This window comes from Streptacidiphilus anmyonensis (assembly GCF_000787855.1).
In the GTDB taxonomy this organism is placed as follows: domain Bacteria; phylum Actinomycetota; class Actinomycetes; order Streptomycetales; family Streptomycetaceae; genus Streptacidiphilus; species Streptacidiphilus anmyonensis.
The window spans coordinates 193,549-197,713 of the sequence record NZ_BBPQ01000009.1 but is presented as its reverse complement, the minus strand read 5'-3'; the positions used below and the strand labels follow the sequence as shown (position 1 = coordinate 197,713).

Annotated in this window: 3 protein-coding genes and 1 pseudogene; all 4 read left to right on the top strand. The window is 71.7% G+C overall.

Annotation, left to right across the window (positions count from 1 at the left end; translation table 11 throughout):
* Window positions 1-2,807 (top strand): Rne/Rng family ribonuclease (locus TR50_RS12585; RefSeq protein ID WP_152648370.1); only part of this gene is annotated, 2,807 nt, incomplete at its 5' end.
* A gap of 258 nt (window positions 2,808-3,065) precedes the next feature.
* Window positions 3,066-3,380, top strand: coding sequence for a 50S ribosomal protein L21 (gene rplU, locus TR50_RS12580; protein ID WP_042367991.1), 315 nt, complete (start codon window positions 3,066-3,068; stop codon window positions 3,378-3,380).
* A 14-nt stretch (window positions 3,381-3,394) separates the two neighbouring features.
* The gene (gene rpmA / locus TR50_RS12575) at window positions 3,395-3,649 is read left to right on the top strand and encodes a 50S ribosomal protein L27 (RefSeq protein WP_042367989.1); all 255 of its coding nucleotides are present in this window, start codon (window positions 3,395-3,397) and stop codon (window positions 3,647-3,649) included.
* Between the two features lie 121 nt (window positions 3,650-3,770).
* Window positions 3,771-4,165: pseudogene (obgE, locus tag TR50_RS12570) on the top strand (GTPase ObgE); the annotation flags it as partial.

The following is a 4,165-nucleotide window of genomic DNA, read 5'->3' as shown; positions in this document are numbered from 1 at the left end:
AGCGCCGGCCCTCCGCGCCCGCCGCCGCGTTCGTCGTGCCGGACGAGACCGCCGCCGAGCCGCGCCGCCGGAGCCGCCGTCGCGCCGAGGCGCCCGCCGCCTCGCCCGCTGCCGAGGAGACCGCGGAGGTGACCGAGGCCGTCGAGGAGCCGGCCGAGGAGACCACCGGCCGTCGCCGTACCCGGCGTCGCGCAGAGGTGCCCGCCGCGCCGACCGAGCCCGCCGTGTTCGAGCAGGTCTCCACCCGTGAGCCGCTGGCCGCCGAGGCCGAGGAGCAGCAGGAGGAGACGGAGGAGCCGACCTTCGGCCGTCGCCGTCGCCGCCGCGCCTCCTCGCCCGTCTTCGTCGCCGCCGACCACGCGGACGAGGAGGACGAGGACGGCGAGGAGGACGAGGAGTCCGAGTCCGCCGAGCGCGAGGAGCAGCACGCCGAGGAGGGCCGTCCCTCCCGTCGCCGCCGTCGTGGCGGCCGTCGCCGTCGCCGGGGCGAGGGCGACGCCGAGGAGCAGGAGGCCGCCGAGGAGGGCGCCGAGGGCGACGAGGACGAGGAAGAGGAGGGCGAGGGCGACGAGCTCGGCGAGGCCCTCTCGGCCTCCAGCCGTCGTCGCCGTCGTCGTCGCCGCCGCAGCGGGGACGGCGCGGGCGAGGCCGAGCAGCCGGGCGAGGACGACCCGGAGCGCACGGTGGTGAAGGTGCGCGAGCCGCGCCGCCGGTCCGGCGAGGCGCCGTTCGACCCGGACGAGGTGCAGTCCATCAAGGGCTCCACCCGTCTGGAGGCGAAGAAGCAGCGCCGCCGTGAGGGCCGCGAGCAGGGCCGCCGCCGCGTGCCGATCATCACCGAGGCCGAGTTCCTGGCCCGCCGCGAGGCGGTCGAGCGCGTCATGGTGGTCCGCCAGACCGGCGAGCGCACCCAGATCGGCGTGCTGGAGGACGGCGTCCTCGTCGAGCACTACGTCAACAAGGAGCAGGCCACCTCCTACGTCGGCAACGTGTACCTGGGCAAGGTGCAGAACGTGCTGCCGTCGATGGAGGCCGCCTTCGTCGACATCGGCAAGGGCCGCAACGCGGTGCTCTACGCCGGTGAGGTCAACTTCTCCCAGCTGGGGCTGAAGAACGGGCCGCGCCGGATCGAGTCGGTGCTGAAGTCCGGCCAGTCCGTGCTCGTGCAGGTCTCCAAGGACCCGATCGGCCACAAGGGCGCCCGCCTGACGAGCCAGATCTCGCTGCCCGGCCGCTACCTGGTCTACGTGCCCGAGGGCTCGATGACCGGCATCAGCCGCAAGCTGCCCGACACCGAGCGCGCGCGCCTGAAGTCGATCCTCAAGAAGATCGTCCCGGACGACGCCGGCGTCATCGTGCGCACCGCCGCCGAGGGCGCCTCGGAGGACGAGCTGACCCGCGACGTCCAGCGGCTGCAGCAGCAGTGGGAGGACATCCAGAAGAAGGCGAACAGCGGCAACGCCCCGGTTCTCCTGTACGGCGAGCCGGACATGACGGTCCGCGTGGTCCGCGACATCTTCAACGAGGACTTCTCCAAGGTCATCGTCTCCGGCGAGAACGCGTGGACCACGATCCACGACTACGTCTCGTCCGTCGCGCCGGACCTGACGCCGCGTCTGACGAAGTGGACCTCCGAGGTCGACATCTTCGCGACCTACCGGATCGACGAGCAGCTGATGAAGGCGCTGGACCGCAAGGTCTGGCTGCCCAGCGGCGGGTCGCTGGTGATCGACAAGACCGAGGCCATGGTGGTCGTCGACGTCAACACCGGCAAGTTCACCGGCCAGGGCGGCAACCTGGAGGAGACGGTCACCCGCAACAACATCGAGGCCGCGGAGGAGATCGTCCGCCAGCTTCGCCTGCGGGACCTGGGCGGCATCGTCGTCATCGACTTCATCGACATGGTGCTGGAGTCCAACCGCGACCTGGTGCTGCGCCGTCTGCTGGAGTGCCTGGGCCGGGACCGGACCAAGCACCAGGTGGCCGAGGTGACCTCGCTGGGCCTGGTGCAGATGACCCGCAAGCGGGTCGGCCAGGGGCTGCTGGAGTCCTTCTCCGAGACCTGCGTCCACTGCAACGGCCGTGGCGTCATCGTCCACATGGACCAGGCCGCGCCCGCGCCCAAGGGTTTCGCCGGCCCCAAGCCGGGCGTCGGCGGCCAGGCGCAGCAGGGCGAGGAGGGCGGCTCCAAGCGCCGTCGCCGCGGCCGCGGTGGCGCGGGCGAGGCGGCCGAGGTCCACGAGCACGAGCACGTGCACGAGGACCACGAGCACGTCGACCACGAGCACGAGGAGATCGAGGTCGTCTCGCGCGACGCCGAGCCGGTGGCGGCGTCGGTGGCGGAGGAGGCCGGGCCGCTGACGGTCGAGGCGGTCATCGCGACGCCGGTCGCTCCCGCCGTGGACGTGGCCGCGCAGGCCGCGGCCGAGGAGCTCGCCGAGTCGATGGTCGAGGCGCCGGCGTCGCGCGGTCGCACCCGCCGTCGCGCGGTCCGCAAGGCCACGACGACGGTCGGCGCCGAGCCCGCCGTGGTCGTGATCCCGAGCGAGGCTGCGGCCGCCGAGGCCGTCGCCGAGGCCGCTGTCGTGGTCGAGCCCGCCGGCGCGGAGGCCCCGGTCGAGGACGTCGAGGTGGACGTCGAGGCCGCCGCGGCCGAGGCTCCCGCCGCGCCCGCCCGCAAGCGCGCCGCGCGCAAGGTGGCGGCCAAGAAGGTCGCCGCCAAGAAGACGGCCGCGAAGAAGACGACCGCCAAGCGGACGTCGAAGAAGGCCGCGTCGGAGCCGGCTCCCGAGCCCGCCTCGGAGTAACGCGCGACACCCCGGGGCCGGTGCGCATTCCGCGCACCGGCCCCGAGCTGCGCCGATGGCGTCGGTGAAGCCCCTTGGCCCGGTTTGACCCGGGCCCAGGGGCTTCCGTAGTCTTGACCCTCGGCGTGCTTTGCATTCAGTGAGTTGCGCCTGCTTCTGAGCACATCCCTCCAGGGCTTTCGTCCAGGAGAGGCCCCCGGGTATTCGGACCGGTGTGGCTGGCGTCAGGGGTTCCGACCGAATCGAGAAGGGTTCAACGTGTACGCGATCGTGCGTAGCGGCGGACGGCAGCACAAGGTTGCCGTCGGCGATGTTTTCGAGGCCGACAAGGTCGACGCCAAGGTTGGCGAGACCGTTGAGCTCTCGACGATCCTGGTCGTCGACGGTGACGCGATCACCAGCGACCCGTGGGTCCTGGCGGGCGTGAAGGTCCGCGCCGAGGTGGTCGACCACACCAAGGGCGAGAAGATCCGCATCCAGAAGTACAAGAACAAGACCGGCTACAAGAAGCGTATGGGCCACCGCCAGCGCCACACCGCGCTTCGCGTGACCAGCATCGACTCGGCGAAGTAAGGGGCGAGGGACACATGGCTCACAAGAAGGGTGCGAGTTCCACTCGCAACGGTCGTGACTCGAACGCTCAGCGCCTCGGCGTGAAGCGCTTCGGCGGTCAGGTCGTCAACGCCGGCGAGATCATCGTCCGCCAGCGTGGCACCCACTTCCACCCGGGTGCGGGCGTCGGCCGTGGCGGCGACGACACGCTGTTCGCCCTGCAGGCCGGTGCGGTCGAGTTCGGCACGCGCCGTGGCCGCAAGGTCGTCAACATCGTCCCGGTCGCCTGAACTCCTTAGGCCGACACGCAGGACACAGCAGTACCTCACTGAGGGTGGATCGGAACATTCCGGTCCACCCTTGGTGTTTGGAAAGAGTTGCTCATTCCGCCGACCGAGAGGCGCCCGCATCATGACCACCTTCGTCGACCGCGTCGAACTGCACGTCGCCGCGGGCAACGGGGGCCACGGCTGCGCCTCCGTGCACCGCGAGAAGTTCAAGCCGCTGGGCGGCCCGGACGGCGGCAACGGCGGCCGTGGCGGCAGCGTCACGCTCGTAGTGGACCCCCAGGTCACCACCCTGATCGACTACCACCACCACCCCCACCGCAAGGCCGGCAACGGCAAGCCCGGCGCGGGTGCGAACCGTACCGGCGCCGAGGGCGAGGACCTGGTCCTGCCCGTGCCGGACGGCACCGTGGTGATGGACAAGAAGGGCCGTGTGCTGGCCGACCTGATCGGCAACGGCACCTCCTACGTCGCCGCGGCGGGCGGCGTCGGCGGCCTCGGCAACGCGGCGCTGGCCTC